Source organism: Aurantimonas sp. DM33-3 (assembly GCF_014334315.1).
GTDB lineage: Bacteria > Pseudomonadota > Alphaproteobacteria > Rhizobiales > Rhizobiaceae > Aurantimonas > Aurantimonas coralicida.
This window is the reverse complement of record NZ_JACSGS010000011.1, coordinates 1-26009: the sequence shown is the minus strand read 5'-3', so window position 1 is coordinate 26009 and position 26009 is coordinate 1. Positions and strand designations below refer to the sequence as shown.

At 67.4% G+C, this 26009-nt stretch carries 25 protein-coding genes, 1 tRNA gene and 1 pseudogene; 7 read left to right on the top strand and 20 right to left on the bottom strand.

Going from position 1 to position 26009, the window contains the following annotated elements; translation table 11 throughout:
• Nucleotides 1-51: 51 nt before the first annotated feature.
• The 3 genes from H9Q09_RS15045 to H9Q09_RS15035 form a co-directional block, all read right to left on the bottom strand.
• The gene (locus H9Q09_RS15045) at nt 52-1332 is read right to left on the bottom strand and encodes an MFS transporter (RefSeq protein WP_187391705.1); all 1281 of its coding nucleotides are present in this window, start codon (nt 1330-1332) and stop codon (nt 52-54) included.
• Nucleotides 1333-1480: 148 nt separating this feature from the next.
• Entirely contained in the window at nt 1481-1777 is a 297-nt protein-coding gene (locus tag H9Q09_RS15040) for a hypothetical protein (RefSeq protein ID WP_024351073.1), read from the bottom strand.
• 38 nt (nt 1778-1815) lie between these two features.
• Nucleotides 1816-3432: a nitrilase-related carbon-nitrogen hydrolase gene (locus H9Q09_RS15035; RefSeq protein WP_187391704.1), complete on the bottom strand. Its 1617-nt coding sequence runs from the start codon at nt 3430-3432 to the stop codon at nt 1816-1818.
• Between the two features lie 277 nt (nt 3433-3709).
• Here H9Q09_RS15035 and H9Q09_RS15030 point away from each other — a divergent pair, with 277 nt between their 5' ends.
• Nucleotides 3710-4390: a DedA family protein gene (locus H9Q09_RS15030; RefSeq protein ID WP_009209888.1), complete on the top strand. Its 681-nt coding sequence runs from the start codon at nt 3710-3712 to the stop codon at nt 4388-4390.
• On the opposite strand, the gene H9Q09_RS15025 is transcribed toward H9Q09_RS15030, so the two are convergent.
• From H9Q09_RS15025 to H9Q09_RS15010, 4 genes are all read right to left on the bottom strand, one after another.
• Nucleotides 4344-4934, bottom strand: coding sequence for a hemerythrin domain-containing protein (locus H9Q09_RS15025; protein ID WP_187391703.1), 591 nt, complete (start codon nt 4932-4934; stop codon nt 4344-4346). The genes H9Q09_RS15030 and H9Q09_RS15025 overlap by 47 nt on opposite strands.
• Nucleotides 4935-4971: 37 nt before the next feature.
• The gene (locus H9Q09_RS15020; RefSeq protein WP_187391702.1) at nt 4972-5769 is read right to left on the bottom strand and encodes a class III extradiol ring-cleavage dioxygenase; all 798 of its coding nucleotides are present in this window, start codon (nt 5767-5769) and stop codon (nt 4972-4974) included.
• A gap of 170 nt (nt 5770-5939) precedes the next feature.
• Nucleotides 5940-7319 (bottom strand): 3-deoxy-7-phosphoheptulonate synthase class II, encoded by a 1380-nt coding sequence (locus H9Q09_RS15015; protein ID WP_024351069.1) that lies wholly within the window; start codon nt 7317-7319, stop codon nt 5940-5942.
• Between the two features lie 155 nt (nt 7320-7474).
• The gene (locus H9Q09_RS15010; protein ID WP_187391701.1) at nt 7475-8119 is read right to left on the bottom strand and encodes a gamma-glutamylcyclotransferase family protein; all 645 of its coding nucleotides are present in this window, start codon (nt 8117-8119) and stop codon (nt 7475-7477) included.
• A 132-nt stretch (nt 8120-8251) separates the two neighbouring features.
• Here H9Q09_RS15010 and H9Q09_RS15005 point away from each other — a divergent pair, with 132 nt between their 5' ends.
• A complete protein-coding gene (locus H9Q09_RS15005; RefSeq protein ID WP_187391700.1) occupies nt 8252-9172 on the top strand; it encodes an alpha/beta fold hydrolase in 921 nt (306 codons plus the stop codon).
• Between the two features lie 10 nt (nt 9173-9182).
• Here the strand turns inward: H9Q09_RS15005 and gor are convergent, their stop codons facing one another.
• The 3 genes from gor to rpiA form a co-directional block, all read right to left on the bottom strand.
• The gene (gene gor, locus H9Q09_RS15000) at nt 9183-10583 is read right to left on the bottom strand and encodes a glutathione-disulfide reductase (RefSeq protein WP_187391789.1); all 1401 of its coding nucleotides are present in this window, start codon (nt 10581-10583) and stop codon (nt 9183-9185) included.
• Nucleotides 10584-10764: 181 nt separating this feature from the next.
• The gene (locus H9Q09_RS14995) at nt 10765-11343 is read right to left on the bottom strand and encodes a DUF2059 domain-containing protein (protein ID WP_024351065.1); all 579 of its coding nucleotides are present in this window, start codon (nt 11341-11343) and stop codon (nt 10765-10767) included.
• Between the two features lie 126 nt (nt 11344-11469).
• Complete coding sequence (gene rpiA / locus H9Q09_RS14990) at nt 11470-12165, bottom strand: ribose-5-phosphate isomerase RpiA (protein ID WP_187391699.1); 696 nt, start codon at nt 12163-12165, stop codon at nt 11470-11472.
• A gap of 173 nt (nt 12166-12338) precedes the next feature.
• On the opposite strand from rpiA, the gene H9Q09_RS14985 reads away from it, so the two are divergent.
• Both H9Q09_RS14985 and H9Q09_RS14980 read left to right on the top strand, forming a co-directional pair.
• Nucleotides 12339-13037, top strand: a complete 699-nt coding sequence (locus H9Q09_RS14985) for an HAD-IA family hydrolase (protein ID WP_230785094.1) — start codon at nt 12339-12341, stop codon at nt 13035-13037.
• Between the two features lie 71 nt (nt 13038-13108).
• Nucleotides 13109-13183: transfer RNA gene (locus H9Q09_RS14980), tRNA-Val, on the top strand.
• 102 nt (nt 13184-13285) lie between these two features.
• On the opposite strand, the gene H9Q09_RS14975 is transcribed toward H9Q09_RS14980, so the two are convergent.
• On the bottom strand, nt 13286-15136 hold the full coding sequence (locus H9Q09_RS14975) for a heavy metal translocating P-type ATPase (RefSeq protein WP_230785093.1): 1851 nt from the start codon (nt 15134-15136) through the stop codon (nt 13286-13288).
• Nucleotides 15137-15442: 306 nt separating this feature from the next.
• On the bottom strand, nt 15443-16816 hold the full coding sequence (locus H9Q09_RS14970) for an SAF domain-containing protein (protein WP_187391696.1): 1374 nt from the start codon (nt 16814-16816) through the stop codon (nt 15443-15445).
• Nucleotides 16817-17155: 339 nt separating this feature from the next.
• Between H9Q09_RS14970 and H9Q09_RS14965 the strand changes: the two genes are divergently transcribed.
• Nucleotides 17156-18031 carry a LysR substrate-binding domain-containing protein gene (locus tag H9Q09_RS14965; protein ID WP_187391695.1) on the top strand — a complete coding sequence of 292 codons (876 nt, stop codon included), beginning with the start codon at nt 17156-17158 and terminating at the stop codon, nt 18029-18031.
• 31 nt (nt 18032-18062) lie between these two features.
• On the opposite strand, the gene H9Q09_RS14960 is transcribed toward H9Q09_RS14965, so the two are convergent.
• From H9Q09_RS14960 to H9Q09_RS22495, 6 genes are read right to left on the bottom strand one after another with little or no spacing between them, the layout of a single operon-like run.
• Nucleotides 18063-19436 carry an amidase gene (locus tag H9Q09_RS14960; RefSeq protein WP_187391694.1) on the bottom strand — a complete coding sequence of 458 codons (1374 nt, stop codon included), beginning with the start codon at nt 19434-19436 and terminating at the stop codon, nt 18063-18065.
• On the bottom strand, nt 19436-19612 hold the full coding sequence (locus tag H9Q09_RS14955; protein ID WP_187391693.1) for a hypothetical protein: 177 nt from the start codon (nt 19610-19612) through the stop codon (nt 19436-19438). Before H9Q09_RS14955 ends, H9Q09_RS14960 begins: the two co-directional genes overlap by 1 nt.
• 20 nt (nt 19613-19632) lie before the next feature.
• A complete protein-coding gene (locus H9Q09_RS14950; protein WP_187391692.1) occupies nt 19633-20370 on the bottom strand; it encodes a DUF1028 domain-containing protein in 738 nt (245 codons plus the stop codon).
• A gap of 31 nt (nt 20371-20401) precedes the next feature.
• Entirely contained in the window at nt 20402-21133 is a 732-nt protein-coding gene (locus H9Q09_RS14945; protein ID WP_187391691.1) for an ABC transporter ATP-binding protein, read from the bottom strand.
• Nucleotides 21130-21441, bottom strand: a complete 312-nt coding sequence (locus tag H9Q09_RS22500) for a hypothetical protein (RefSeq protein ID WP_230785091.1) — start codon at nt 21439-21441, stop codon at nt 21130-21132. Before H9Q09_RS22500 ends, H9Q09_RS14945 begins: the two co-directional genes overlap by 4 nt.
• Entirely contained in the window at nt 21438-21764 is a 327-nt protein-coding gene (locus tag H9Q09_RS22495; RefSeq protein ID WP_230785090.1) for a hypothetical protein, read from the bottom strand. The genes H9Q09_RS22500 and H9Q09_RS22495 overlap by 4 nt, the downstream gene beginning before the upstream one ends.
• A gap of 52 nt (nt 21765-21816) precedes the next feature.
• Here H9Q09_RS22495 and istA point away from each other — a divergent pair, with 52 nt between their 5' ends.
• Both istA and istB read left to right on the top strand, forming a co-directional pair.
• Nucleotides 21817-23352, top strand: a complete 1536-nt coding sequence (istA, locus tag H9Q09_RS14935; protein WP_187391690.1) for an IS21 family transposase — start codon at nt 21817-21819, stop codon at nt 23350-23352.
• A pseudogene (istB, locus tag H9Q09_RS14930) lies at nt 23342-24135 on the top strand (IS21-like element helper ATPase IstB). Before istA ends, istB begins: the two are co-directional and overlap by 11 nt.
• A gap of 141 nt (nt 24136-24276) precedes the next feature.
• On the opposite strand, the gene galE reads toward istB, so the two are convergent.
• Both galE and H9Q09_RS14920 read right to left on the bottom strand, forming a co-directional pair.
• Entirely contained in the window at nt 24277-25284 is a 1008-nt protein-coding gene (galE, locus tag H9Q09_RS14925) for a UDP-glucose 4-epimerase GalE (RefSeq protein WP_187391788.1), read from the bottom strand.
• Between the two features lie 140 nt (nt 25285-25424).
• The coding region (locus tag H9Q09_RS14920; RefSeq protein WP_246716163.1) for a transposase at nt 25425-26009 on the bottom strand (585 nt) is incomplete at its 5' end.

Below are 26009 nucleotides of genomic sequence, written 5' to 3'. Positions count from 1 at the left end.
CCTAGCGAACGCCGCGCCGGGTGGCAATCGGCACCGGTGGCGACGGGCCGATCAGGTCTCGTGCGGCTGCGGGTCGATGCGGTCGACGGTGCGGACCCCGCCCGGCGCAGTCGCGTTGCCCAGATTCGCTTTCGGCGCCAGCCGGCCGGCAAGCAGCGCCATGGCGATGGTCATCACGAGGCAATAGAGGCCCATCGCATCGATCTGTAGCGGGTACGGCACGCCCAGATCGATGAGGATGCCGGTCACGCCCGGCCCGAGCGCCGAGGCCAGCACCATCAGAGCCACGGTCAACGAGCGGATCGCACCGAGATGCTTGACGCCGTAGAGCTCCGGCCACAGGGCGCCGAGCAGCGTCGAGGAGAAGCCGTTCGACACGCCGAGGCAGATCATGAAGACGAAGATCGCCGCCTCGGCGGTGAAATTGGCCGCAATGAAACAGGCGATCGCCAGCGGGATCAGGAAATAGGGCAGCAGCTTCAGGGCGCTGTAGCGATCAACCATCCAGCCGCAGACCAGCGCGAAGACGACGGTGACCGCCGACATCACCGCGAAGCCCGCGGCGAAGACCTCCAGCGACCAGCCGCGCAGTTCGGTGAGGTAGACCTGATGGAAGAACAGGGTCGTGCCGATGAAGGGCGGCGCCAGAACGCTCATCGACACGAGGTAGAAGCGCGGGCTGCGCAGGACCTCGGCCATCGTCCAGTCGGCAACATTCGGGATCGGCGTTCCCGGCGGCTCGGACTGGGGATCGCGCTCGCGATGGACCAGCGCGACGATGGTCGGGAGTGCGACGAGGATGAGGATCGCAGCGCTCGCGACCCAGGTGCCGCGCCAGCCGAAGGCACCGGCGGCGAGCACGAAGATCAGCGGAAAGAACCCGGTACCGGCGTGATTGCCGAGGGTGACCAGCGCCATGGCCCGGCCGCGATTGGCGGCGAACCAGCGTCCGGTCGTGGTCATGGAGATCTCGGTCATCATGCCCTGGCCGAACAGGCGTAAAAGGTAGATGGCGAGGATCAGCAGCGGCACCGAGCTCGACACGGCCATGGCCAGCGTCGCGATGGCGAGGCAGACGACGGTGACCGCCGCGACCCGCCAGGCCGGATAGCGGTCGAGGGTCCAGCCGAGAAACGGCAGCGTCGCGGCGCTGGCAAGGGTCGCCAGCATGTAGATCATGCCGAACTCGCCATTCGTCAGGTCGTAGTCGCGGCGGATGTCACCGTTCGACAGCGACACGAAGAAGGTCTGTCCAAAGGACGAGAAGAAGCACAGGAGGAAGCCGCCGCCGAGCCAGCGCGCATTCGTGCCGATGAAGGTCAGAAACTGCATGGGACTCCGGGCCGTAGGCGGCATCGCCGGGCAGGCCCGAAGGCGGCGCGGCGGAAAAGACCGCCTCCCTTAGCATTTGCGAGGCCGCGCGCGCCAGAGCGCCCCGGCCGCGACATTGCAAAGCGTCAGTCGGGCATCTCCCCGAGGGTCAGACCGCGACGCGAATGGGCATGCCCGTCGCCAGCAACCAGCCGAAGAGCAGCAGGCCGGCGATGAGGAAGACGCCCCCGAGCACGAGCTGGCGCGCGGCATAGCGGCGTTCGGGCTCGAGCTCTGCGCCGAAGGCACCGGCCCGCAGGACCTGGAAATAGTCGCCGAACTGGAAGCTCGCGCGGTGCCCCGTCGCCTTCCAGATGCGGCGCATGACGAGGAAATACCGCAGCATGAACAGCGCCCCGACGGCAACGCCGACGGTGGCGAGCGTATCGGGCGGTGGTATCTCCATCGGCTCGTCTCCTTGCGTGTCGGCCGGCGAAGCGGCCGTCAGATGCGGCCGGTGCGCAGTCGGGTGGCTCTCGTATCCAGCCTGAGGCCGGGCGTGTTCGGCGGTTGGCGCAGCACAGTCCGGATCAGCTTCTGGGTGATCGCTTGTACCATTGCCCGGTCGAATCCCGCCGCCACGACCGCATCGACATCGCCGTCGCAGGCGGCAAGCCGCTCCGCGACCATCTCGGCATCCTGCGCGCCCGTGTCGTCTGTCGACGTTCCCAGCGGCGCGGCAACCGGCCATTCGGGAATCGCCATCCGGTCCGCGCCAAAACAGTCGGCAGGACGATGGCCGCGCCGCCACCGGGCAAGGTCGGCGAGATCAATGCGGGACAGATCGGCGATCGGGTTCAATCCTGCGGCCAGAACGCCATCGGCCTCGCCGTTGCCGAGGCGCAAAGCCGTCCGGCTTGTCGCCCCGAGCAAAGCCGCGCCGGTGCGCTCCGCCATGGCGACGAGCAACGCGCCGCGTATCTGCGCGCGCGCCGCTCTCGATGCTGGGATGTCAGACACGCCGTCGCCGGCGGCGATTGCCGCGAGGACAGGCGCGAAGGGCACCGCATGGCACGCAATCCCGAGCGCGGCAGCGGCAGTCCTCACCGCGTCCGTCGCGGCAGCGTCGCTGACCGCGTCCGGCGTCAGCAGGCCCTGCACGCGCGACGGAGCCATCGCGTCCACGGCCATGGCGGCGACGATCGCCGTGTCGGCGTCGCCGTGCAGTGTGAGCGTGACCGTCACTGCGCCCTCCGCTTCGGCATGGGCGCGGATGGCGCTGACGCAGGCGCGCCAGATGGCTTCCTCCGGCCCCGGCAGATCGACCACGTCCCGGGTCTCGCAGCGCCAGCCCGCCTCGGTCCGCTGCCAGTCGGACAGGAAGAGCCCGGCCTCGAATTGCGGGCATTGCAACGCCAGCGTCCGGTCGACCTGGAAGGCGAAGCCGCCGCCATCCATGACGCCGTCGCCCTGCCCACCGACGCCATTGATGAACACCAGCGGCAGATCGGTCTCGATCACCTGCCGCAGCACCGCTTGGTGGCGCCGGTCGATCCCGTCGCGGCGGAACGGCATGGCGCTGGGCGCCAGCAGCATCTCCGCGCCGGATTCGGCCAGGGTCTCGCAGACGTCGAGATCGCCCCAAAGATCGTCGCCGATGGGAATGCCGAGGCGCAGGCCGCGAAACGCCACCGGCCCGGGCATCGGTCCGGCCCGGTAGGCGGGCGGCGCCTCGAAACCGCGGGCGAGCGGCAGGTCGACCCGGTCGCGCCAGGTCAGGATGCGCCCGGCGTCGAGGACAGCGACCGAATCGTACACGCCGTCATCGCTGCGGCGCGGGCTGCCGATCGCAAGGCCGGGCCCGCCATCGCCGGTGTCGGCCGCCAATTGGTCGACCGCATCCATGCAGGCCGACACGAGGCCGGCGTCGAGCGGAATGTCGGGGTGTGGAGAGCCGGCCAGGAAGCCTGCGGGAAAGACGACGAGATGGGCCCCCGCGCGGGCCGCATCGTCGCGGGCCGCACGGGCCTTTGCGAGATTGCCGGTAATGTCGCCGGGGAACGGCGCGATCTGGGCAATGGCCAGCCGCAGCCGTCCGTTGAGATTGTCGTCGTGCGGCATCGTCCGCCTGTTCCGGTTGTCGCCGCGCCGCGCCTTGCGGGATGGCATTGCCGCCCCTTAGCAAGCCGGCCATCTGCATGCGAGCCCACCCCAGATGCAAGCGCTCCGGCCCTTTCCAGGGGCGCTGCGGACCGCACCTCTGCGACACCGTGCATAGCGAGAACGCACGAAGCCACTTTTTTGCGCCTCAAAACTCTGCAACAAGCGCCGCCAGACTGGAACGCGACGGGACGGTCGGCGGCTGCACGCCGTTTTCGCCGCGATGTTCGGAGCCCACGTGTACGAAATCCTGCGCCTCATTTCCGAATTCGGACCGATCATCGTCCTTGCCGGGACGTTCTTCGAAGGCGAGGTTTTTGCGATCATCGGCGGGTTTCTGGCCTATCGCGGCACCTATCCGTTCCAGATGATGATTGCGCTGGCCTTCGTCGGCTCCTTCATCGGCGACTTCGCCGTGTTCCTCTTTGCGCGCTATTCGTCGAATCACCGCTGGGTAGCGCGCTGGCGCAGCCGCAAGAAATTCGCCAAGGCGCTGCAGCTCGTCGAGCGCTACCAGGCGTTCTTCGTCATCGTGAACCGCTATATCTACGGTCTGCGCATGCCGGGGCTGATCGCACTCGGCCTGTCGCGCATCTCCATCGCCCGCTTCGCCATCCTCAATCTGATCGGCGCGGCGCTCTGGGCCGGCATCTTCACCAGCGTCGGCTATGTCTTCGGCTATTCCATCGGCTCGGTCTTCGCGCGGCTGGAAGTCATGGAGCGCGGTCTCGGCATCACGCTGGCGGTCATCGCCGTCGCACTGACCCTGTGGTTCGCCTGGCGGCAATGGGGACCGGCCCTCATCAGCCGGGTGCGCAACGGCCGTGGCCCGGACGACGACCAGCGACGGCTGCCCTCCAAGCTCGCCCGGATCAAATCCCGATCGCAGCCTCTCCGCGGTCCAGGATCAGAGGAATGATCAGGTCCTCCTCGTCGGCGAGATGCCGCACGAGGCGATCGAGCAGCCGTCCGCTCGCTTCGGCATAAGCGTCGCCGGCATAGCGCGCCGCATCCGGCGGCACCCTTCCGCCGCCCGTCTCCTCGGCCAGGAACCGGTTCGCCGTTTCGGCCACCGCCATCAGGTCCGCGTGGATCACCTCATGGTCGTTCTCCAGGAGCTCGAAGCCCGGCGCGAGGCGGGTTTCGGCGCGCACGAAGACCGGAAAGTAATGGTGGTCCTCGATCTGGTGATGCTCTTCGAGCTGGGTCAGGAAGAATTGCAGCCGCGGCGCGAACCAGCGGCGGAACGGGTCGAGCGCCACTTCGCCCTCGCGATGCTGCGACAGCGCCTCCTGCATGGCCGCACCGAGTTCGCGGAACATGTCGTGGCGCTGCAGCCAGAACCGGGCCGTCGCGCCGAGATTGGCATGATCGGTCCATGTCTCCCGCGGATATTTCCGCAGGAGTTCGGTCAGATCGACCGGCAGGCCGGTGCGGGTGTCGAGGTCGAAACTCTGCTTCATCGCTGCTGAACCTGCGTCTTCATTCCGGTTTCCGCCATCAGCGGAACGCGAAGGCGTCCATGGACAGGACGCCGAAATCCCGGCTGGCATGCAGCCATTCGCCCGTTGCCCCTAGCCCCGCCGCCCCGAGCGCGACATGCAGCGGCATCAGGTGCTCGTCGGTCGGATGGTTCTTCTCGGCAAACGGCGCCTGTCGGCGGTAGTCGGCCAGGGCCGCCCGGTCGCCGGCAACGAGCCGGTCGCCCATCCAGTCGACGAATTGCGTCACCCAGTCGGGCGTTGCGTCGACCCTAATGCCCTGCCTGATCCGGTCGAACGCTTCCGGCAGGTTGTGGGTGAAGGACCCCGAGCCGATCACCAGCACGCCCTCGCCCCGCAGATCCGACAGCGCCGCGCCGAGGTCCAGGTGATAGGCGGCGTCGCGCGTCGGATCGACGGACACCTGCACGACGGGAATATCGGCGCCCGGATAGGCCAGCAGGAGCGGCACCCAGGTGCCGTGGTCGAAGCCACGCCCGGAGACGGCTTCCGCGTCGAACCCCGCCTCCGCAAGAAGGACGACGATCCGCTGGGCCAGTTCTGGATCGCCCGGCGCCGGATAGCGCATCTGGAACAGTCGCGGGTCGAAATTGCCGAAATCGTGGATCGTCTCCGGCGCCGCATCGCTCGTGACGCCGACGCGGCCGGCACGCTCGAAATGGGCGCTGGCGACGAGGATCGAGCGCGGTACCGGCAGGTCAGCGGCGAGCCTCCGCAGGAAGGCGGCGGCCTGCGTATCGGCGACGGCGGTATCGGGCGCGCCGTGGGAGAGGAAGAGCGTCGGCATCGCGGACATGGCGGAAACTCCGTTCGTTCCCCAGCCTAACCCGTCATGGCCGCGGCGGCAGGCCCGCATATCCCGACAGACCGTCCACCCCTCAAACGAAAACCGGGCGCATCGCTGCGCCCGGTTCCCATCTTATCCTGTGCGCCGGCCGTTGCCGACGGCGCGAAGTGGCATGGGCCTCAGCCTGCCGCGACCTTGCGGGCCGCGTCCTCGGCATGGTCCTTCTTGACCAGCTCGGCGACGAGGAAGGCCAGTTCCAGCGCCTGGTTGGCGTTGAGGCGCGGATCGCAATGGGTGTGGTAGCGATCCGACAGATCCTCGGCCAGCACCGGCCGCGCACCGCCGGTGCACTCGGTCACGTCCTTGCCGGTCATCTCGATATGGATACCGCCGGCATGGGTGCCTTCCGCCCGGTGGACGTCGAAGAAGGTCTGCACCTCCGACAGGATCCGGTCGAAGGGCCGGGTCTTGTAGTCGTTCAGCGTGATCGTGTTGCCATGCATCGGATCGCAGGACCACACGACCTTGCGCCCTTCCCGCTCGACCGCGCGGACGAGCTTCGGCAGATGCGCCTCGACCTTCTCGTGTCCGAAGCGGGTGATCAGCGTCAGTCGGCCGGCCTTGTTGTCCGGGTTCAGCTTGTCGATCAGGCGCAGCAGCGCATCCGGCTCCATGGACGGGCCGCATTTGAGGCCGATCGGGTTCTTGATGCCGCGGCAGAACTCGACATGGGCATGGTCTTCCTGGCGGGTGCGATCGCCGATCCAGATCATGTGGCCCGAGGTCGCGTACCAGTCGCCGGAGGTCGAATCGACCCGGGTCATGGCCTCTTCATAGCCGAGCAGCAGCGCCTCGTGGCTGGTGAAGAAATCCGTCTCGCGCAGCGAGGGATGGCTCTCCGCGTCGATGCCGATCGCCCGCATGAAGTTCATGGTCTCGGAGATGCGGTCGGCCAGCGCCCGGTAGCGCTCCGCCTCGGGGCTGCCGCCGACGAAGCCGAGCATCCACTGATGGACGTTGTCGAGATTGGCGTAGCCGCCCTGCGCGAAGGCACGCAACAGGTTCAGCGTCGCCGCCGACTGCCGGTAGGCCATCTCCTGGCGTTCCGGGTTCGGGATGCGCGAGGCCTCGTCGAACTCGATGCCGTTGATGATGTCGCCGCGATAGGATGGCAGCGTCTTGCCGTCGCGCGTCTCGTTGTTAGACGAGCGCGGCTTGGCGAACTGACCGGCGATGCGGCCGACCTTCACCACCGGCTGGGACGCCGCGAAGGTCAGGACAACGGCCATCTGCAGGAAGGCGCGGAAGAAGTCGCGGATGTTGTCCGCGCCATGCTCGGCGAAGCTCTCGGCGCAGTCGCCGCCCTGCAGCAGGAATCCGCGGCCTTCTGCGACTTCGGCCAGCGAACGGGTCAGCTTGCGCGCCTCACCCGCAAAAACGAGCGGCGGATAGGTCGCCAGACGCTTCTCGGTGTCGGCGAGCGCCGCCGGATCCGGATAGTCCGGTACCTGCTCGATCGGCATGTTGCGCCAGCTCGACGGGGTCCAGTCCTTCGCCATCACATCACTCCTGACCGGTGCGCGCCGGCCGTTCTTCTCGTTGTTCGCTTTGCGAAATTGCGGCCGTGGACGTCACGATCTGACCATCCGCTCCGGCCGGGGCCGCGTTTAAGCATGTCCGGCCGAAATTGTCATCCTTCTCGGGTTCCGCCGCGTCAGATGGCCGGATCCGGATCGATCAGCTGGGCCCCGCGCGCCGCGACCAGGATGTCGAAGAGCTCGGATTCGCCTGGCTCCAGCGTCACTGGACGCGGGTAGCGCGGCGCCGCGCGGTCGCGCAGCACCCGGGTCTCGAAGCCTTCGGTCTCATCGACGAAACGGCGCAGGCCATCGTCGCCGTAAAGGGTCCGGAACCCCTGCATCACCGCGTCGAGATAGCTCTGCAGGATCGCGGCCTGCAGGTCGCCGGCATCGGCCGCGCCGCGATGCGCCTCGTAGATGTAGATCGGGATGTCGGCGACGGGCGGCCCGTCGACCGTCAGCTTCGACAAATCGACGATCCGGCGGGCATAGCCGGCCTCGCGCTCGTCCACCGACGGCAGATGGTCGGCGAGATCGTAGACGACGACGCCGTCAATGGCATGGGTGTCGTTCGGCTTGACCGACAGGAGCGCCATCTCGGCGGCAGCGTCGCGCGGCAGCCAGAAGCGCTGCCAGCCGGCCACGCTGGCACGGCGAATGCCGAGAAACTTCGTGCGCAGCGTCCGCCGGTTGACCAGCGAGCCATAGCCGAAATAGGCGACGACCCGCCCCTCGGCGGCCAGCCGCGGCAGGTCCGGGTGATCGTCGTGAATATCCATGGCGCGGCTCTAACGGAATGGGCGCGCAGATCAAGAGCGGCGGCCCCCTCGTCGCGGCGGCGTGACCGACGGCGCGGTGTGCCCCATCCATTTAAACGTTGACGTAAACGGAAGACTGGACACATTGGCGGCATGGATATCGCCGCGACTGCTTCCGCTCCCGCCTCCGCCCGCCCCGTCGGCGGGCGCGACCTCACCCTGACGACGGCCGATGGCGTGACGCTGCCGGCCACGCTGTTTCGCGCCGAACCGGCCGGCGACGGGCCGGCCGTGCTGATTTCGGCGGCTGCGGCCGTCGAGCGCCGCTTCTATCGCGGCTTCGCCCAGTATCTGCTCGACCAGGGCGCCCGTGCCGTTCTCACCTATGATTATCGCGGTATCGGCGCTTCCGCCCACGATCGGGGCGCCGCCGCATACCGGATGCAGCATTGGGGCACGCAGGACTTCCCGGCCGCCCTCGCCGCGCTGGAAGCGGCCGCAGGTGAAGGGCCGGTCGTCGGCATCGGCCATTCCTTCGGCGGGCTCGCCATCGGCCTCAGCGGGCTGTCGGCGCGGTTCGACCGCTACGTGATGGTCGCCTCGCTCAACGGCTGGTACGGGCGCACCCGCGAGCCCCTGTCGGTGTTTGCCCGGATGAACCTTCTCGGCGTGCCGATGTCGCGGCTGACCGGTCGCATTCCCGGTTCGATCGGCTTCGGCACGGCGCTGGCCGGCCCGGTCTTTCGCGACTGGGCGCGCTGGTGCCGCCGGCGCGATTTCTTCTTCGGCGATCCGGCCGTTCCGGAAGCCGCCCGCTTCGCCGATGTCCGGCTGCCATTGCTGTCGGTTGGGATCGAGGACGATCCATGGGGCACGCCGGCCGCCGTCGGGGCGCTGCTGCAGCGCTTCGAGAATGCCGAGCTGTCGGAGATCTGGCTCTCGCCACGCGACGCCGGTGGCCCGATCGGCCACAACGGCTTCTTCCGGCGCGACATGCAGGCAAGCCTCTGGCCGGTGGTGACCGACTACCTTATGGCCGGCGTGGAGCCGGTCCGGCCTCCCTCCCCGGCCTGAGGATCCCGCCTCAGGCGGTGATCTTCTCGCCGCCGCGGACCCGGTAGCTCGGCTCGTACATGGTCACCAGTTCCTCTGCGGCCGTCGGATGCACCGCCATGGTCGCGTCGAACTGGTCCTTGGTGACGCCCGCCTTCAGCGCGATGCCGAGCGCCTGGCTGAGTTCGCCGGCATCGGCGCCGAGAACGTGGGCACCGACGACCTTGCGGGACGCCGCGTCGACGATCAGTTTCATCATCATCTTGCCGCTGCGGCCCGACAGCGTGTTCTTCATCGGCCGGAACGAGGTCCGGTAGATCTCGATCTCGTCATAGGTCTTGCAGGCCTCGGCCTCGGTGATCCCGACCGTGCCGATCTCGGGCTGCGAGAACACCGCCGTCGGGATCGTCGCATAGTCCGGCTTCGTCGGATTGTTGCGGAACGCCGTCTCGACGAAGCACATGGCCTCGTGGATCGCCACCGGGGTCAGCTGCACCCGGTGGGTGACGTCGCCCAAGGCCCAGATATTGTCGACGCTGGTACGCGAATAATCGTCGACGACGATGCCGCCGCGGGAATCGAGCTCGATGCCGGCCGCCTCGCAGCCGAGATTCTCGGTGTTCGCCTTGCGCCCGATGGCCAGCATCACCTGGTCGACCACGCGCACCTCGCCGCTGTCGCAGCGCGCCTCCATGCGGCCGTCGTCGAGCTGCTTCACCTCCACGAGGGTATCCTGGCAGATGACGTTGAGACCCTTGTCGACCATCGCCTGGTGCAGCTCGTGGCGCAGGTCGTCGTCGAAGCCGTTGAGGATTTCCTTGCCGCGATAGACCAGCGTCGTCTCGACATCGAGCCCGTGGAAGATGTTGGCGAATTCGACCGCAATGTAGCCGCCACCCAGGATCAGGATCGACTTCGGCAGCTCCGTCAGGTGGAAGGCTTCCTCAGAGGTGATGCAATGCTCGGCGCCGGGCAGGCCCGGATGCGGGTTCGGTCGGCCGCCCACGGCGATGAGGATCTGGTCGGCGGTGACGACGCGATCGTCGGCCAGAAGCCGGATCTCGTGCTGGCCCTCGAGCACGGCGCGGCTGTTGAAGATCTCCGCCCCGGTCTTGGCGACATTGGCCGCATAGAGGTTTTCCAGCCGCTCGATCTCGCGATCCTTGTTGGCCATCAGGGTCGGCCAGTCGAAGGAGCGTTCGCCGAAGGACCAGCCATAGCCGGCCGCATCCTCATGCGCCTCGGAGAATTGCGAGGCGTAGACGAAGAGCTTCTTGGGCACGCAGCCGCGGATCACGCAGGTGCCGCCGAAGCGGTATTCCTCGGCGATGGCGACCCGCTTGCCGAGCATGGCCGCGCGCCGTGCGGCGCGCACGCCGCCCGAACCGCCGCCGATGACGAAGAGGTCGTAGTCGTAGCTGTTGCCGCTCACGCTGGCGCTCCCGCTGCTGTCGCCGCCGTCATCCGGACCGCCGTCGAAACGGTCGCGCTTGCGGCGCATCGTCGTCTGTCGCCAAAGCGTGCGGCGAGCGCCGCAGGATCGGCGGACGTCATATCGGCACGATGACGGACGGCAGCTCCGGCCGAACCCGCCCTTTGGTGCCGCCGCATGTTTACTGCGCGGCGTCGGCCGGCGTCATCGGCTCGATCGGCGCCTGGGCCTCGCCGTTCAACGGCGCGTCGCCGGCGGTGCCGTAGAGCTCGTTCATGCCCTGGAAGGCGCTTTGGCGCAGATCGCGGACGATGCCGTTGCTCCAGACCTGCGCCGCCGCCATCATCTCGCGGGTGGCCGTCGGGCCCTGCGCCAGAAGCTTCTTGCCGGGCTCGGACTGGTAGAAATCGGCAATGGCGCGCAGCTCTTCCTCGGTGAACAGCTTGGCATAGACGCGGGCGACCTCGTTCTCCAGCGCCGCCCGGCGCGACGCCAGCGCCAGCGCCCGGTCGTCGACCATGGCGGAGATCTTCTCTTCCATGTCGGGATTGTTCGGGATCAGCTCCGACTTGGTCTGCGTCGCCGCATTCATCAGGATATTGTCGAACTGGTCCGTCGCGTCGATGGCCTCGATCGTGTCGCGGGCCGCGGCGAGATGGGATTCGGTGTATTCCTGGGCGATGGCGTTGGCCGGCAGCACCAGAAGCAGCGCTGCGGCGGCTGCGATGCGGCCCTGGCGTGTCACTCGACTAAACATCATGAACGTCTGTCTCCGTTCGGTTCGCTCCGACGCTGGTCGGATGCGTTCGGCGCTTGAGTATTGGAACTGGCAGCATGCTGGCAAGGGGAAGCCGGTCGCAGGCACGGCGCGAGGCGCCCGCCATGCTCAGGCTTCGAGCGTTTCCAGCCCGTCGTCCCCGGCCAAGATCACGGTGTTCGCCATGCCAAGGAACAGCCCGTGCTCGACGACGCCAGGCACCGCGAACAATGCCTGCGAGAGGGCTTCTGGATCGCCAATGCGGCCAAAAGATGCGTCGAGAATCAGGTGGCCGTTGTCGGTGATGAAGGGCTCGTCGCCGCTGCGCCGCAGGATCATGTCGCCTTCCAGCCCGAGCCCGGCCGCCGCCTTGCGAATGGCCAGATAGGTGGCGATCATGCCGAAGCCGTTGATCTCGATCGGCAGCGGAAAGGCGCCCAGCGTCTCGACCTTCTTGGAGGCGTCGGCGATCACCAGGAAGCGCTCGGACGCGGCCGCGACGATCTTCTCGCGAAGAAGCGCGCCGCCCCCGCCCTTGATCAGCCGCAGCGAAGCGTCGACCTCGTCGGCGCCGTCGATGGTGAGATCGAGCTCGGGCACCGTCTCCAGCGTCTCGGTCGGCACGCCCAGCTCGGCGCACAGCGCCTCGGTGCGGTTCGAGGTCGTCACGCCGACGATCTTCATGCCATCGCGGACCCGCTCGGCGAGCACCCGCACGAAGGCTTCCGCAGTCGAGCCGGTGCCGATACCAAGGCGCATGCCGTCCTCGACATGGGCCAGCGCGGCCTCGCCGGCCATGGTCTTCAGTGTCGCCGAATCCGTCATGGGCGTTCAATCCTCCGCTTGCGCCTTCGAAGCGTCTAGACGGTCCGGCCGGGACTGTCGATGTCACGCCCCGGGCCGGCTCCCTGCCAGGCTTGACCTTGCGGACGCGGATTGCGAAGCAAACGCCGATCCGCGGCGCCAGCGACAGTTCCCATCACCTGCAAGGACAGATCATGACCGGCATCGCCGTCTTCGACCTCGACGGCACGCTCGTCGACACCGCCCCCGATCTTGCCGCGAGCCTCAACCATTGCCTTGCCGCCGCGGGCATGGCGCCGATGCCGCTCGACGTCGTGCGCCCGCATGCCGGCCATGGCGCCAAGGTGATGCTGCGCGAGGCCTATCGCCGCGACGGCCGCGACCTCGACGAGGCCGAGATGCGGGATCAGGTGACGCGCTTCATCGCCTATTACCAGGACCATATCGCCGACCAGTCGCGGCTGTTTCCCGGCGTCCTCGAATCGATGGACCGGCTGGAAGCCGCCGGCATGCGGCTGGCGGTCTGCACCAACAAATACGAGCGGCTTGCCGGCCTGCTGCTGAACGCGCTGGCCGTCGCCGATCGCTTCGCCGCGATCTGCGGCGCCGACACGTTTGCCCGGCGCAAGCCCGACCCGCTGCATCTCCGCGAGACGATCGCGCTGGCCGGCGGGCGGTCCGACCTGTCGGTGATGGTCGGCGACACGGTGACCGACATCGACACCGCGGTGGCAGCGGGCGTGCCCTCGGTGCTGGTGGATTTCGGCTATGCGCCGGACGCGGCGGCAAGAGCCCGCGCCAGCGTCATCATCGAGGATTATGCCAGCCTCGATATCGGCCTCGTGGAACGGCTCGTCGCCAATGCGGGTGAGGCAACGCGAACGAAGCCGTGAATGGCGGTTGACGCGGGCCACGAAGCGGCACTATATCGCGGCGTCCCCGACGCGGCTCACCGCGCCGGCTGGGGCGCGTAGCTCAGCGGGAGAGCACCTCGTTCACACCGAGGGGGTCACAGGTTCAATCCCTGTCGCGCCCACCATCTATTTCCAAACAGATATTGACCCCGAAACCCGGCCATGCCTTCCGGGATCAGCCGCTGTAGATCTGCGGCTGCACGACCGGATGGCGGATCCGTCGCCGGTCAGCCCGGGCGCAGGGCGCGCAGGGCGTTGAGGATGACGGCGACGTCGATCACTTCCTGCAGGAGAGCCCCCTGCACGGGCGGCAGATAGCCCGCGGCGGCGGCGAGCATGCCGAGACCCGACAGTCCCAGCCCGACGACGACGCTCTGCAGCGCGATGCGGCGCGAGCGGCGGGCGATCGCCATGGCGTCCGCCAGCCCGTCCAGATCGTCGCGCAGGAGGATGATGTCGGCCGCTTCCGCCGAGGCGGCGGCGCCTTCGACACCCATCGCCACGCCGAGATCGGCCGCAACCAGCGCCGGCGCGTCGTTGACCCCGTCGCCGACCATCATCACCGAGCCGCCGGCCTTTTCGCGGCCGACCAATGCGATCTTGTCCTGCGGCACGAGGTCGGCGGCGACGGCGTCGAGGCCGAGGTCCCCCGTCACAGCCAGCGCGACATCGCGGCGATCCCCCGTGGCCAGGACGATCCGGCCGACACCGAGCGCCCGCAGCCGGGCCAGCGTCGCACCGACGCCGTCGCGCAGGCCGTCCTGCATCAGGATGAGACCGGCGAGCCGGCCCTCCACCACCAGCGCAACGATCAGCGCGCCGGCCGGCACCGCCGCATCGAGCGCCGCAAGCTCGTCCGGCGCCAAGGTCGACGCGACGTGATGGCGTCCGCCGACGCGCATGGCGCGGCCGTCGATCGCGCCTTCCACGCCTTCGCCGGCCACTTCGCGCCCGTCCTGCGGCATGACGAGGGCGAGGTCCCGGCGATGCGCCTCGGCGACCAGGGCCCGTGCGATCGCATGCTGCGACAGCTGGTCGAGGCTTGCGGCCAGACGCAGGATCTCCGCCTCGTCCCAACCCTTGGAAGCGACGATCCGGGTGACCGTGGCAACGCCATGGGTCAGCGTGCCGGTCTTGTCGACGACGAGCGTGTCGATCCGGCCGAGGGTTTCCAGCGCCCCGCCGCCCTTGACCAGGACGCCTCTTCCGGCCGCACGGGACATGCCGGCGACAATGGCGACCGGGACCGCCAGGATCAGCGGACAGGGTGTCGCCACGACAAGGACCGCGACGGCGCGCACCGCGTCGCCCGACAGCCACCACGCCCCGAGCGACAGGGCGATGGTCACCGCCATGAAGCCCAAAGCGTAGCGATCGGCGAGCCGGGCCATCGGCGCCTTGGCCCGCGCCGCCTCCTCCACCATGCGCACGATGCCGGCATAGGTGCTGCGCGCCGCCGATTCGCCCGCCACCAGATCGAAGGCGGCGCCGACATTGCTGGCGCCGCTCATCGCGGCCTCGCCGTCGCGGCGCGCGACCGGCAACGATTCTCCCGTCAGCGCCGACTGGTCGAGCAGCGCCGCGCCGGAGACGGTTCCGTCCACCGGCAGCACGTCGCCGAGATGGATCAGCAGCCGGTCGCCGGGCGCGATGGCGGCGATGGGCACGGTTTCCAGCGCGCCGTCGCGATAGCGCGTCGCATGTTTGGGCACGCGGTCGAGCAGCGCGGTCATCTCGCGCCCGGCACGGCCTTCGGCGAACGCCTCCAGCGCCTGGCCGCCGGCATACATCAGCGCCACCACCGCGGCCGCCAATGTCTCGCCGACCAGAAGCGCCGCAAGCATCGCCAGTGCCGCGACGATGTCGAGGCCGAAATTGCCCTGCCGCAGGCTGACGACGATCTCGCCGACGAGAATGACGAGGACCGGGATCACGCCGGCGGTCCACGCCAGATCGGCGATGTCGGGCCGGCCGACACCCCAGGCGAGCAGGCCCACCGCCAGCCCCGTCAGCGCGCAGACGATCGCCCCGATCCGCGCCAGACGCCGGACCAGCGCCCCGTTCGGAGCGGCGGCCATACGCCCGTCCCTCGCCTCAGCCATGCGCGCGCTTCATTCCGTTCTTCCCTGCGATAAGACGATGCGTCGAACCACAGAACCACATGACATGCGCAAAACGTAATGTTTTTGCTCTGCGCGAACGGACGGGCGTCCGAAGGTCGCGGGATGTCTTACCGCCCTCGGCCCGCCACCTGCTCGGGAGCTGAAGCGGCACGACCTCGTTGCCACGTGCGAACGCCGCCGCAAATTGCGGCGGCGTTCGTCTGACGTCATTTACTTCCGCGCGGCCAGCCGGCGGGCAGATGCGCGCCGGGTCTCGTCGGTTCAGGCCGCGGCGGCGCGTTGGGTGCGGGCGCGCTCCTCCATCGTCCGGCGGATTGTGACGGCCTGGCTCTCGGTCGCCTCGACATCGTCCCAGCTCAGCATCTGTCCCTCGGCGACCGCGCGCTTCAGCGGCATGTTGTGCGCCAGGCCGATCGGCAGGCCGCCCATGGCCAGGGAATCCTCGGCACGGGCGATCCGACCCCAGACGGTGAAGCCGCCCTCGCCGTCGAGCACATCGCCCGGCTTCAGGGCCTTCTTGGCGACGGCCACGACATCGGAGACGAGCCCGTTGGTCCGGCCGGTCGGCTCACCGCGCAGCGCGGCGTTGGCGACACTGACGCCGAGCTCCAGCCCGATGAGATGGGACGGCCGGAACAGGGTCGCGTAGCGGCCGGAACTGTCGGTGACGACCTGATATTCGCGGAAGCAGCGGCGCACATAGTCGGCGCCGCGGCCGTCGTCTTCCATCGCCTCGAAGGTAATGTAGACGCCCCATCTCAGATCGCCGAAGACATGCCGGCCGTCACGCTCCAGACTGGAAATCACTTCCACCATGCCGGCCTGTTCGAGAATGCCGCCATGAGAACGCGGCTTCAGGATCTCGGCGAGGTCATGGGTGCCGACGGGGGGAAACAGCAGCCCGTCGCGCGGTGCCAGGAGTCCCGACGCGTTGGAGATCGCCGCCATTTCGAGCGCCGACTTGGTGCCGTCCAGAAACGAGTTGAACATCTGCGGGTTCATGCCGCCCTTCGCCGCCTCCTCGGGCGTCAGGCCGTAATGATCCCAGACCGTGTCCGGCGTCGAGGCGGCGTATTGCGGCAGGTACTTGGTGCCCTTGCCGGCGGCCACGACGCGGAAGCCGCAGGTGCGGGCCCAGTCGATCATCTCGCAGACCAGCGCCGGCTGGTCGCCATAGGCCATGGAATAGACCAGCCCGGCGCGGTCGAACTCCTCGACCAGATAGGCGCCGGCCAGAACGTCGGCCTCGACATTCACCATGACCATGTGGCGACCGTGCTCGGCCGCCAGCAAGGCGTGGCGGATGCCGGCCGCCGGATGGCCGGTCGCGTCGATCACCACGTCGAGGCTGTCGGCGCGGATCAGCGCCTCGCCATCCTCGGTGATGCAGGTCCGGCCCGAAGCGAGCGCATCCTCGAAGCTCGACGTCGTCGCCGCCTCGGCGTCCCAGCCGGTGTTGGTCAGCGCCGCCTTCGCGCGGTCGGCAGAGAGGTCGGCGATGCCATAGAGATGCATGCCGGGAATGTGCCGGACCTGCGACAGGAACATCGATCCGAACTTGCCCGCGCCGATCAGGCCGACGCGAATGGGCTTGCCGGCGGTCTGGCGTGCGAGAAGCTTTGTGTAGAGGTTCATGGCGAAGGGTCTCCCTAGAAAATGATGCTCAGACGGCCCGGACAGTTCTGCTGGATCGGTGATGCGGGATCCGGCGATGCCCATGCGGAGCGACCGCCGCCGATCGCCGGGCGCCGCGGTCTCCCGCCGGCGTCCCGGCGTCGGCGCACGTTCCGCATCGGCGCAGGGCCTCCCTCCCCGGCGTGATGCGTGTCTCCCCGATCGGCGGCGGGCCTTCGCCCGATCCGATCGCGCGCCCATCCTCTCGGACGCGCGATGGTCTGACGTCTGGAATACTGGCCGAAGATGAGACGAGGCAAACGACTTTCGCCGGCGGATTGATTAGAATATCTAAATCCGATGCCGATCCCGTTCCGCGCCATTCTCGCCTTTCACGCCACCGCCCGCGCCGGCAGCATGGTCGAGGCGAGCGACAGCATCGGCGTCACGCCGTCGGCGATCAGCCAGCAGATCCAGCTTCTGGAAGCCTATTTCGGCATGCGCCTGTTCTCGCGGCCCGGCCGTGGCGTCATCCTGACGGAAGCGGGCGAACGCTACTTCGATCTGATCCGGCACGAGGTCGAGCGCGTCGCGAGCGTCACCGAACAGATGCGCGAGCGCCATTCCTACACGGTTCTGAACGTGCGCATCGCGCCGACCTTCGCCAACACCTGGGTGCTGCCGCGCCTGCCGGGCTTCATCACGGCGAACCCCGACATCGAACTGCATCTCGACGCCACGAACGAGCCGCCGGACTACAGCCGCGAGGCGATCGACCTGGAGATCCGCCATGGCTCGGGCGGCTGGCCGGGCCTTTACACCGAATGTCTGCGGGACGAGGAAATGTCGGTCCTGTGCGCGCCGGGCTGTGCGCCGGCAGGCTCGCTCGACGTCGCCGATCTGACGCGTTTCCGGCTGCTGCATTCGGTCAAGAACGTCGTGCAATGGTCGCACTGGTTCGACGTCCAGGGCGTGGCGCCGCCCAAGGGCCTGCAACGCGCCCTCTTCGACCGGGCGCACATGTCGGTCGACATGGCGGTCGCCGGCGTCGGGCTGGCGCTGGAATCGGACCTGACCGCCCAGCGCGAGATCGCCGACGGCCGACTGGTTCGCCCCATGCGGCACGAAACGCGCGTGACGCAACGCTCGCTCTGGCTGGTCTGCCCCCACCAGCACCTCAATCGCCGCAAGGTACAACGCTTCGTCGACTGGCTGAAAGCAACCCTCGCCGAGTAAGGCTTGGGCGGCGTGATCAGGACGTTTCCAGTCAGGCCTCGAGCGTCCGTTCGACCGCTGTGGCAGCTCGCACGACGCTCGCCTCGTCGAAGGCCGCGCCGGCGATCTGGAAGCCGATCGGCAACCCGCGGGAGTCGGTCCCACAGGGCAGGCTGATCGCCGGCAGACCGAGCAGGTTCCAAGGATAGGTGAAGCGCCAAGAGGTCTCCAGCACGCACTCGCGCCGGCCACCCAGCACCACCTCGCGCTGGCCGATCTCCCAGGCGGTGATCGGCATGGTCGGGCCGACCACCACGTCGACCCGATCAAACACCGTCTGGAACTTGCCGGCCAGGAGCCGGCGGTAGCGTTCCGCCTGGAGGTAGTCGGAGCCCGTCACCAGCCGACCCATCTCGACCAGCAGCCTGACGTCCTCGCTGTAGTCGTCGATGGCGCCGGAGGTCAGATGCGGGAGATGGCAGGCGGTCGAGGACGACAGTTCGATGGCGAAGATCGCGCCGAGGCCACAGGCGAGTTCCGGCGCCTCGAATTCGACGATCTGTGCGCCGGCAGCGGCCAGGCACTCGATCGTCGCCTCAACCGCGGCTGCGACTTCGCTGTCCAGAGCCTCGAAGAAATGGTTGCGGCAGACGCCGATGCGCAGCCCCTTGGGCGGCGCGGCCGCGAGCGACGCCAGATCGGTGGGCGGTTCGTTCGCCGATGCCGCATCGTCTGGATCGTGCCCCGACATCACGTCGACGAGCAGCGCCGCATCGGCGACGTTGCGGGTGAGCGGGCCGGCATGGTCCAGCGACCAGCTGTGCGGCACGATGCCGGAGCGGCCGATCCGGCCGAAGGTCGGCTTGAAGCCCACAGTCCCGCAGAGGCTGGCCGGGATGCGGATTGAGCCGCCGGTATCGGAGCCGGTCCCGGCAAGGCAGAACCCGGCGGCAACGGCAACCCCCGACCCGCCGCTCGATCCGCCTGGTACCCGCCCCTCGTCATGGGGGTTGCACGCCGGCGGGGTCTCCATGCCCCAGGCGAATTCGTGCATCCGCGTCTTGCCGATGAGGATCGCCCCGGCCTTGCGCAGCCGGGTGATGGCGGCGCCGTCCTCCTTCGGAAAGGCGATCTCGGCAGCCGTACCGGCCGTCGTCGGCATGTCGGCCGTCAGGTAATTGTCCTTGACCGCGATCGGGATGCCGTGGAGCGGGCCCACCGCCCGACCGTCGCGCACGGCCAGTTCCGCTGACTTCGCCTGCTCCAGCGCGTCGCCGGCCAGATGGACGAAGGACTGGAGCGTGCCGTCGCGGATCGCGATCCGATCGAGGCAGGCCCCGACGAGAGCCACCGGTGACAACTTCGCGTCCCGAATTGCCCTTGCCACCTCGCCGATCGGCGCATCGAAGGCGGTGTCGATGTCCATCAGGCGTTCTCCCCGCGGCGCAGCGGCCGGAACACGATGGCCGGGTGGGTCTCGCCCAGATCGAGATGGCGCAGCGCGGCGATCTGTTCGGCGATCGCAGTGTAAGCCGTCCGGACTTCCGCCACCCGATCGGCGCGGATCAGCGTCTCGGAGTCCATCATGCGTTCGTCCTGCATCGGCTCTCTCCTCGTTCCGGTCACGGCTCGCGGCAGCCGCCGCCGCCCGGACGGTCCGGCGGCGATTTGAGCAGGAGGTCCATCACCTCCTGCGGGAAAGCGCTCGGCCGTTCGCGCCGCGGCATGCCGTCGACAAAGGGCACAAGCTGGAGCTTGGCGATCTCGAAGGTCTGGCGCAGCCGCGCCACCGGATCGGGATCCTCATCGACGCGCAGGTCGAGCCGCGGATAGGCTTCGCCGGCATAGACCAGCAACGCCGCCGACTGCTTGCCGCGCTTGTCGCCGCCGGCTGCCTGAGCAGCTTCGAGGCAGCGCATCAGTCGTTCGCCGAGCGGCTCGTCCGCCGTTTCCCGGAAGCTAACTTCCATGGCGACGATGACTTCGGGGCTGGTCAGCATGTTGCCCTGCGCGGCATAATCCGTGCCGGTGGCCGCGGCATGGGCAGGCGTGCAGGCGTCTCCGGTCCAGGACGCCGAGCCGCCGGCCACGTCGACGACGGCGACCTGCCTGAGATGGGCCTCCGGATCGGCCGCCATGGCCGCGGCAAGCGCCGTTTCGGCGCCGGCTCCCTCCCCAAGCGCATCGAGAATGGCCGAGGCAAGATAGGGATTGACCCAGGACTGGGTCGTCACCGCACCGAGGCCGGGCCGGACATAGGGGCACATCGACCCGACGGCCGGCACGGCCGAAGCCACCGCGACGCCCAGTTCGCCGGTTCGCGCGCACCGCGCGACGATGGAGTAGGTGTTGGCTTCCATGGCAGTGAAGCAGCTCCCGTCTGGCTTGCCGCTAGATCCGCAGATGCTGTTCGAGCGTCGCGGCGGTGTCGGCGTGGGCCGCATCCCCCTGCTCGACGATCTCGCCGATCTTCAGGATCGCGTAGCGGTCGGCGACCGACAGGGCGAAGGGCAGGTTCTGCTCGACCAGGAGCACGGCGACGCCGTTCTTCTCCTTGGTCTGCCGCAGCACCTCGGCCATCTTGGTGACCATGGAGGGCTGCAAGCCTTCGGATATCTCGTCGATGAGCATGATCTTCGGCCGGGCGACGAGGCCGCGCGACAGAAGCAGCATCTTCTGTTCGCCGCCGCTCAGCGTACCGGCGCGCTGGCGAAAGCGCCGGGCGATCACCGGGAAGGCTGCTTCCACGTCGCCCATCCGCTCGGCGAGGAGCTTGTCGCTCTCGACGCCAAGGCGGAGATTCTCCTCCACGGTCAGGTCCTGGAAGATCGCGAATTCCTGCGGCGTATAGGCCACCGACTGGCGCGCGATCAGGTGCGGCGGACGGTTGGTGATCTCCTCCCCGCCAAGGCGGACGGTGCCACGCGACGCCCGCACATAGCCCATGATGGTCTTGAGCAGCGTCGACTTGCCCATGCCGTTCTTGCCGAGGATCACCAGGATCTCGCCGGGCGCGATGCCGAAGCTGACGTCGCGCACCACGGTTGCCGCGCCGTAGCCGCTGCTGACATTCTCGACGGCAAGCCAGTTCTCGCGGGGCGTGAGGTTCTGTGCTGCGCTCATACGGCGGTCTCCAGATTGTGGCCGGCATAGACCGCCTTGACGAGATCGGACGAGACGACCTCCTCGACGCTGCCGTCCATCAGGAGCTTGCCCTGGTGGAGGACGACGATCCGGTTGGAGATTTCCCGGACGAAGTCGAGATCGTGCTCGATCAGGAAGACGCAGAGCCCGTATTCCTCGACGAGGCGGGTCAGGACGTGGCCGATGGCTGTGCGCTCGGACTTGGTCAGTCCGGCGGTCGGCTCGTCTAGCAGCAGGACGCGCGGCTCGGTGGCCAGCACCATGGCGAGTTCCAGACCACGCTTCATGCCGTGGGACAGATAGCGGGTCTCAAGGCCCAGCTGCTGGTCGAGCCCGGTTGCCGCAGGATCTCCAGCGCCGGCTCCGGCAGCGTCACCGTCTGCCGCCGTACGAAGGCAGAGGCGCCGTCGATGCGGTAGCGGGCCAGCCGCAGGCAGTCACCCACCGTCAGGCTGTCGAACAGGCTGGTATTCTGGAAGCTGCGACCGACGCCGAGCCCGACGATCTTCTGGGGCGAGCGGCGACCGATCTCGGTGCCAGCGACGGTCTGTTGATTTTCACGGGGAACTGACCCGGGAAGTCGCCTGATTTCCACTGAGATTTGACCCATGTGACCTTCCCCTCCGATCGCGCTGAGCGAGGGGGGCATTGGAGTGATCCACATGGGACTTTTGAACGTCATCCGCCGCTTGGCTCTGCGTGAGAAGCTACCGATCCGCGAGATTGCCAGGCGGACCGGGCTCTCCCGGAACACCATCAAGAAGTATCTGAAGGCCGGCACGATCGAGCCGAAGTTCTCGGTGCCCGAACGGCCGAGCAAGCTGGACCCGTTCGCCGACAAGCTTGCGGCCTGGCTGAAAGCTGAGGCATCGAAGTCACGCAAGCAGCGCCGGCCTCTGACACACCTGCACGCCGATCTTGTCGCTCTCGGGTTCACCGGTTCCTACAACCGGGTGGCTGCGTTTGCTCGCGAGTGGTCTGCCGATCGGCAGCGCGAGCAACACACGACAGGGCGCGGTATCTTCATTCCCCTGACGTTCCGCTCCGGCGAAGCCTTCCAGTTTGACTGGAGCGAGGACCATGCCTTGATCGGTGGCGATCGAACCAAGCTGCAGGTCGCTCATATCAAGCTGGCGCACAGCCGGGCCTTCCTGGTCCGCGCCTATCTGCTCCAGACTCACGAGATGCTGTTCGACGCGCATTGGCACGCCTTCCGGGTCTTCGGCGGTGTGCCCGAGCGCGGCATCTACGATAACATGAGAACCGCGGTGGACCGTATTGGGCGCGGTAAGGAGCGCCAGATCAACATGCGCTTCCTGGCGATGGCAAACCACTACGTCTTCGAGCCGGAGTTCTGCAATCCAGCCTCCGGCTGGGAGAAGGGGCAAGTCGAGAGGAACGTGCGGGATGCACGACCGCGTCTTTGGCAGCCGATGCCGGACTTTCCCGATCTCGCCGCGCTGAACGCCTGGCTTGAGCGGCGCTGTCTGGAGCTTTGGCGGGAGATCCCGCATGGCCGCCTTGCGGGGACCGTTGCCGATGTCTGGGCCCAAGAGCAGCCCGCCTTAATGCCGGTGCCGCCCGCCTTCGACGGGTTCGTCGAGCAGAGCAAGCGGGTCTCGCCAACCTGCCTGATCAACTTCGAGCGCAACCGTTACAGCGTCCCGGCGTCTTTCGCGAACCGGCCCGTCAGCCTCCGTATCTACCCGGACCGGCTTGTCGTTGCGGCCGAGGGGCAGCTCCTGTGCGAGCATGAACGGCGGATTGATCGATCGCATCACCTGCCACCGCGCACAATCTATGACTGGCGTCATTATCTCGCGGTCATCCAGCGTAAGCCCGGCGCGCTGCGTAACGGCGCCCCTTTCGCTGAACTGCCGTCAGGCTTCCGGCGATTGCAGGAGCAGATGCTGAGACGGCCTGGTGGCGATCGCGAGATGGTCGATATCCTTGCCCTGGTCCTGCAGCACGATGAGCAGGCTGTACTGGCCGCAGTCGAACTGGCCCTTACCGAGGGGATCGCAACCAAGACCCACGTGCTCAACATCCTGCACCGTCTGATCGACGCGAAGACGATCGACGGTCCGGTTATCGACACACCGCAAGCGCTGCTGCTGCGCCGGGAGCCCGAGGCCAATGTCGAGCGCTACGACGGTCTGCGTGCCTGCAGCAGTCGCGGAGGCCGCCATGCGTCATGATCCCGCCAGCGGCGCCGTCGTCATCATGCTGCGCAGCCTCAAGATGTATGGCATGGCACAGGCCGTCACCGATCTGATCGAACAAGGCGCGCCTGCCTTCGATGCCGCCGTGCCGATCCTGACGCAGCTTCTGAAGGCCGAGATGGCCGAACGCGAGGTGCGCTCGATCGCCTACCACATGAAGGCTGCACGCTTCCCGGCTTATAAGGATCTGTCAGGCTTCGACTTCTCGGCCAGCGAGATAAACGAGGCCACGGTGCGCCAGCTTCATCGCTGCGAGTCATCGAAGGAATGCAGAACGTCGTGCTGATCGGCGGGCCAGGCACAGGCAAGACACACGTCGCGACCGCCCTCGGCATCCAGGCAGTCGAGCATCACCGGCGGAAAGTCCGGTTCTTCTCGACCATCGAACTCGTCAACACGCTCGATCAGGAGAAGGCCAGGGGCAAGGCCGGCCAACTGTCCGAGACCCTTGCCCGTCTCGACCTCGTGATCCTGGACGAGCTTGGATACCTGCCGTTCAGTGCCTCCGGCGGCGCAATGCTCTTCCATCTGCTGAGCAAGCTCTACGAGCGCACCAGCGTTGTCATCACGACCAATCTGAGCTTCAGCGAGTGGGCCACCGTCTTCGGCGATGCCAAGATGACCACCGCTCTACTCGATCGGCTCACCCATCGCCGCCACATCTTGGAAACCGGAAATGACAGCTTCCGCTTCAGGGCGAGCACCGCGGCCACGAACCACAAGAGGAAGGAAAACGAACATACCTTGACCCAGTCATGACCATCTCAACTTAACTCGAAGCCGGGTCACTTCTCGATGGAAAACCCGGGTCAGTTCCGCGTGGAAATCAACACTCAGGTTATTCGATGATACGAGGATCTGTCGGCGCTGCTTCCGCGCCGCGCAACTCGCTGGCGCTGCTCAGAGCGTACTGCGTGATGCGCCAGCCGCCAGGACATTGCTCTTTGTGTGCCAGCGCCATGCGCTCTCGATGCTCGAAGCAAGATCGTGTTGCGGCTGCCAGCCAAGAACGTCCCGCGCGCGCCGGTTGTCGGCCAAGAGGATGGGGGGGTCCCCTGGACGCCTTTCTGCCCTGCGGGTCTTGACCGGACGGCCGGAGACCATCGCCACTGTCTCCACGAGTTCGGCGACCGAGGTTCCGGTCCCCGTCCCCAGGTTCAGGGCCACGCTTGCCCCATCGTTCAGCAGATACTCGACGGCTCGGACATGGGCATCGGCGAGATCGATGACATGAACATAGTCGCGAATGCAGGTGCCGTCGGCAGTGTCGTAATCGTCGCCGAAGATCGTGAAACAGTCGCGCTGGCCGAGCGCGGTCTCGATCACCAGCGGCACCGCATGAGTCTCAGGGGTATGCCATTCACCGATGCGCGCCTCGGGGTCCGCTCCGGCCGCATTGAAATAGCGGAGGATGGCGCAACGGATCCGGTCCAGCCCGGAAAGATCACGCAGGATATGCTCGACGAGGAGCTTGCTCCACCCATACGGACTGATCGGGGCCTGGACGTGATCTTCGGTCAGCGGAGTGAACTGAGGAATGCCGTAGGTGGCGCAGGTCGAGGAGAAGACGATCTTGTCCACGCCCGCCGCTTCGGCCGCGGTGAGGAGCGACAGCGTTCCCGAGACGTTGTTGTTGTAGAATGCGAGAGGATCGCGCACTGACTGTGCGACCTCGATCAACCCGGCGAAATGAATAATGGCGTGTGGCTGATACTGCCTGAACACGGTGCGCAGGCGATCCGTGTCTCGAATGTCGCCCTGTTCGAACGGCCCCCATCTCACGAACTCAGCATGACCGTTGGACAGATTATCGTACACGACGGACTCGTAGCCACGCTCGGCGAGCAGCAGGCACGTGTGGGCACCGATATACCCAGCGCCACCGGTGATCAGGACTCTCTTGGTCATGCCGAACGCATCCTGCATGCTTGCTAATCCACGGACTAGTCAGCCGAACTGGCGGGTCTTACGCGATACCATCGGATAGTGTCCCACCATGTGGTGTAGCTGACGGCGATGGCCGTGCGGTTCCGGCCAAGCCGGATTGATCAGCGTGCCACGGCTGGCAGGCTAACGAACGGATCATCGCTCAAGGGAGCGACGGATTCCAGCGTCATGTATCGTGCCCTCTGCACGGCCCACTCATCATTTTGCTCGAGCAGCAGCGCGCCGACGAGGCGTTGGATGGCCTCATCGTTGGGAAAGATGCCGACGACGTCGGTGCGCCGCTTGATCTCGCCGTTCAGCCGCTCGATCGGATTGGTGCTGTGCAACTTGGCGCGATGCTCCCTCGGGAAGGTCATGTAGGCCAGCACGTCGGGCTCGGCCTCATCAAGGATGGCGGCGAGTTTGGGCACCTTTGGCCGGATCTGGTCAGCGACGGAACGCCATTGCAGGCTGGCGGCCTCTGGCGTCTCTTGGGCAAAGGCGGTGGCGATGAAGGCGGAGACGACACGACGGCCGCTCTTGCCGGCATGGGCCAGGACGTTGCGCATGAAGTGCACGCGGGGGCTGTTGAAGAAGTCGGCGTCCCCTGATTCACTGGTCCTGTCGATGATTGCCGGAGGCAGCGATGCTGGGTCGGAAGGAGCGCGATCAACTCGAACTCTACATGTGCGGGTCGCTACGCGACC